We start from the raw sequence: 3,343 nt of genomic DNA on the forward strand, positions 1-3,343 counted from the left end.
GCGGCATGGTGTTCGCGCACTTCTTCCTGCGGCCCGCCGCGCCCGCCAAGAAGTCCAAGAAGGTCGCCAAGGCCAAGAAGGCCGCCAAGAAGGCCTGATCGACGATCCTGCCGCTCCGGCAAGACGCAGAGAACCCGGCTTCGGCCGGGTTTTCTCGTTGTGGGGCGGTGCGTTGCGGCGCCGCGCCGCGCCGCTGTCTGGCCGCCTAGTGCAGTGTTCGATGCTATGCAGCACTTGAGAAAACCGATGGATTTGTCGTCCTGGCCAGGCGCAAACCAAAGCGATGCCCAGTGGCATCGCGAGGATTTGCAACAACGCCAGGGCGGCAAAGACGCGGTTTCATGTGCTGCATGGTGTCGAACACTGCACTAGAGCATCAGCGCCGCCACCACCGTGGCCAGCCCCAGACCCAGGTTGACCGACACCCACGTGCGGATCTGCGCCATCGCGGCGCCGCCCGCGGGCCAGTCGGAGGCCGCCACCGCCACCGCCAGCCGCTTGAACAGCGCGAAGCGGATGTGCATGAAGATCGCCACCATCAGCGTGCCGGTCACCGCCATCACCGTCCAGGCCACCGGCATCTCGAAGCTGCCGCCGGCCGACACCGTCTGGCGCGCCACCCGGCCGATCATCCACACCCCGGTGCCCAACGCCAGCAGCGACGACACCAGCACGGCGCGGAAGAAGCCGCCCAGCACCTCGTGCATCAGGCGCAGCCGCGTCGGCGGATCCAGCCGGGCCGCGGCGGGCCGCAGGAAGAAGTGCGCGAACACCATGCCGCCCACCCACACGACGATGGCCAGCACATGCAGGGTCTTGAGGGTGGCGTAGAGCATGGTGTCGGTGTGAGGGGATGTGGAGTGGCGGGCGATTGTGGCGTCGGGTGGGTGCCCCGGGGAGGCGGCGGCCCTTGGCACACGTCGCGTGACGTTCGCGACACGCGATCATCGGCAGTCTCGGGGCCGTCGGGAAGCCTGCTCCGCAGGAGCATTGCTTCGGCATTTGCGAAGTGCACCGCCGCGGCGCCACGGCCCGCGCGGCCGATCGGCCCCTGCCAGCGCGGCGCGGGGGTGCTAGACGGTGACGTGCTCGCCGTGCTGCGGCACGCGGACCGGCCAGCCCAGCTCGTCTTTCAGGCGCACGCGCAAGGCATCGGCGGCGTCGGGTTCGCCGTGCACCACGAAGGCCTGGCGCGGCGCGCGGCCGAACGACCGCGCCCAGGCGACGAGTTCATCCGAATCGGCGTGGCCCGACAGGCCCTCGAGGCCCGTCACCCGGGCCCGCACCGGCACGTACTCGCCATGGATCTTGACCTCGGAGGCGCCGCCCACCAGCCGCGCGCCGCGGCTGCCGCCGACCTGGAAGCCGGCGAAGACGATGTGGTGCCGCTCGTCGGGTGCCATGGCCTTCAGGTGGTGCAGCACCCGGCCGCCGGTGGCCATGCCGCTGGCCGAAATGATGATGCAGGGGTAGCGCGAGCGCGCCAGCCGCTGTGACTGCGCGCCGGTGGTCACCAGCCGCACACCGTCGGTCATCGACAGGACCTCGGCATTGGGCACGCGCAGCAGGCGCCGGTGCTTGCGGTACAGCTCGGTGGCCTGGATGGCCATCGGGCTGTCCAGGAACACCGGCAGCTGGTGCGGGATCTCGCCGGCGGCCTTCAGGCGCTGCAGCACCACCAGCAGCGCCTGGGCGCGGCCCACCGCGAACGAGGGCAGCAGCACCGAGCCGCCATGGGCGATGGTCTCGCGCACGATGCGGCCGAGCTCGGCTTGGGCGTCGATGGGCGGGTGGGCGCGGTTGCCGTAGGTCGATTCGATCAGCAGCACGTCGGCGTGGCGCGGCGGCTCGGGCGGCGGCATCAGCAGGTCGGCGTGGCGGCCCAGGTCGCCCGAGAAGGTGAGCGACTCGTGCTTGTCGGCCAGCGACACCGAGCACGCGCCCAGCAGGTGGCCGGCCGGCGTCAGCTGCACCGAGACCTTGCCCAGGCCCAGCGTGCGCCCCGGTGGCAGCGCCTGGATGTGGGCGATGGCGCGGTGCGCGTCGGCACGGGTGTACAGCGGCAGCGCCTTCTCGTGGCGCGAATAGCCGTAGCGGTTGGCGCGGCGCGCGTCTTCTTCCTGCAGGTGGGCGCTGTCGAGCAGCAGCACCTCGGCCAGGTCGCGCGTGGCCGGCGAGGCGTAGACGGGGCCGCGGTAACCCTGCTTCACCAGCCCGGGCAGCCAGCCGCTGTGGTCGAGGTGCGCGTGGCTCAGCACCACGGCATCGATCTCGCGGGGGTCGACGTCCATCGGCGCCCAGTTGCGCTCGCGCAGCACCTTGAAGCCCTGGAACAGCCCGCAGTCCAACAGGATGCGCTGGCCGCCGAGGGTGACCAGGTGCCGCGAACCGGTGACGGTGTCGGCCGCGCCGAGGAATCGGATGTCCATGGGGACCGCCTGGGAAGAGAGGGTCAGGGCTCCTGACCGAGGGTCTGCAACTCGTCGGATTCGACCACCCGCACGCCGGGCGGCGAGGTGTCCACCGCGGCCAGCAGGGCCCGCGCCACGGTGTCGGCCGGGATGGCGCGCAGCCGGCGCGGGGTGAGCCAGGCGAAGGCCGGCGCCAGCGCCTGGGCCAGCGCCTCGCCGGGCCGGATCGGCTGGCCGATGGCATCGCGGTCGCCGATCAGCAGCGACGGGCGGCCGATCACCAGGTGGCGGAAGCCGACGGCCTGCACGGCCTGCTCGATCTCGCCCTTGACGCGGTTGTAGAACATCGGCGAATCGGCGTCGGCGCCCAGCGCCGAGACCATCGCGAAGCGGCGCGCGCCGGCCTTGTGTGCGGCCTGGGCAAAGGCCAGCACGGCGTCGAAATCGACCGAGCGGAAGGCGTCGGTGGAGCCGGCCAGCTTCAGCGTGGAACCCAGCGCGCACAGCGCCGTGTCCACGCGCGGCAGGGCCGGCATCGCGCCGCCGTCCCAGGCGATGGCGCGCGCATGCGGCAGGGCCTCGAGCGCCGGCAACGGCCGGCGCAAGAGCAGGTGCAACTCGGTGCAACGCGGATCGGCCGACAGGGCCTGGGCCAGTGCCCGACCCACCAGGCCGCTGGCACCGGCCAGCGCATAGCGGTTCGACATGGGTCGATTGTCGCCTGATCGCCGACCGGTGTTGCCTGGGGCGGGCTGCCGCGGACTCAGCGCTTGGGCTGGGTCAAGCGCGGACCTGCCGGCCGCGCACCATCGCGGCGGTCGTCGCGGCGGCCGCTGGGTTGGCCGTGCGGTGCGGGCTGCGTGTTGTGCCCGGCGCCCTGGCGGTCGTGGCGCGGCGCGGCCTGGCGGTTGTTGCCCCCGCCGGTGCCGGCG

Annotated in this window: 3 protein-coding genes; all 3 read right to left on the reverse strand. The window is 72.3% G+C overall.

The window, feature by feature from the left end; all coding sequences use genetic code 11:
• Positions 1-368 precede the first annotated feature (368 nt).
• A complete protein-coding gene (locus tag EOINJALH_RS00645; protein WP_088278381.1) occupies positions 369-836 on the reverse strand; it encodes a CopD family protein in 468 nt (155 codons plus the stop codon).
• Positions 837-1,073: 237 nt separating this feature from the next.
• On the reverse strand, positions 1,074-2,429 hold the full coding sequence (locus EOINJALH_RS00650; RefSeq protein WP_088278382.1) for an MBL fold metallo-hydrolase RNA specificity domain-containing protein: 1,356 nt from the start codon (positions 2,427-2,429) through the stop codon (positions 1,074-1,076).
• A gap of 23 nt (positions 2,430-2,452) precedes the next feature.
• Positions 2,453-3,118 carry an NAD(P)H-binding protein gene (locus EOINJALH_RS00655; protein WP_088278383.1) on the reverse strand — a complete coding sequence of 222 codons (666 nt, stop codon included), beginning with the start codon at positions 3,116-3,118 and terminating at the stop codon, positions 2,453-2,455.
• Positions 3,119-3,343: the final 225 nt, after the last annotated feature.

Source organism: Ideonella sp. A 288 (genome assembly GCF_002198735.1).
Classification (GTDB): Bacteria; Pseudomonadota; Gammaproteobacteria; order Burkholderiales; family Burkholderiaceae_C; genus Pseudaquabacterium.

What these genes read in the sequence shown, in the direction of transcription:
- EOINJALH_RS00645 (WP_088278381.1), bottom strand. Translation starts at nt 836, where the DNA reads ATGCTCTACGCCACCCTCAAGACCCTGCATGTGCTGGCCATCGTCGTG.
- EOINJALH_RS00650 (WP_088278382.1), bottom strand. Translation starts at nt 2,429, where the DNA reads ATGGACATCCGATTCCTCGGCGCGGCCGACACCGTCACCGGTTCGCGG.
- EOINJALH_RS00655 (WP_088278383.1), bottom strand. Translation starts at nt 3,118, where the DNA reads ATGTCGAACCGCTATGCGCTGGCCGGTGCCAGCGGCCTGGTGGGTCGG.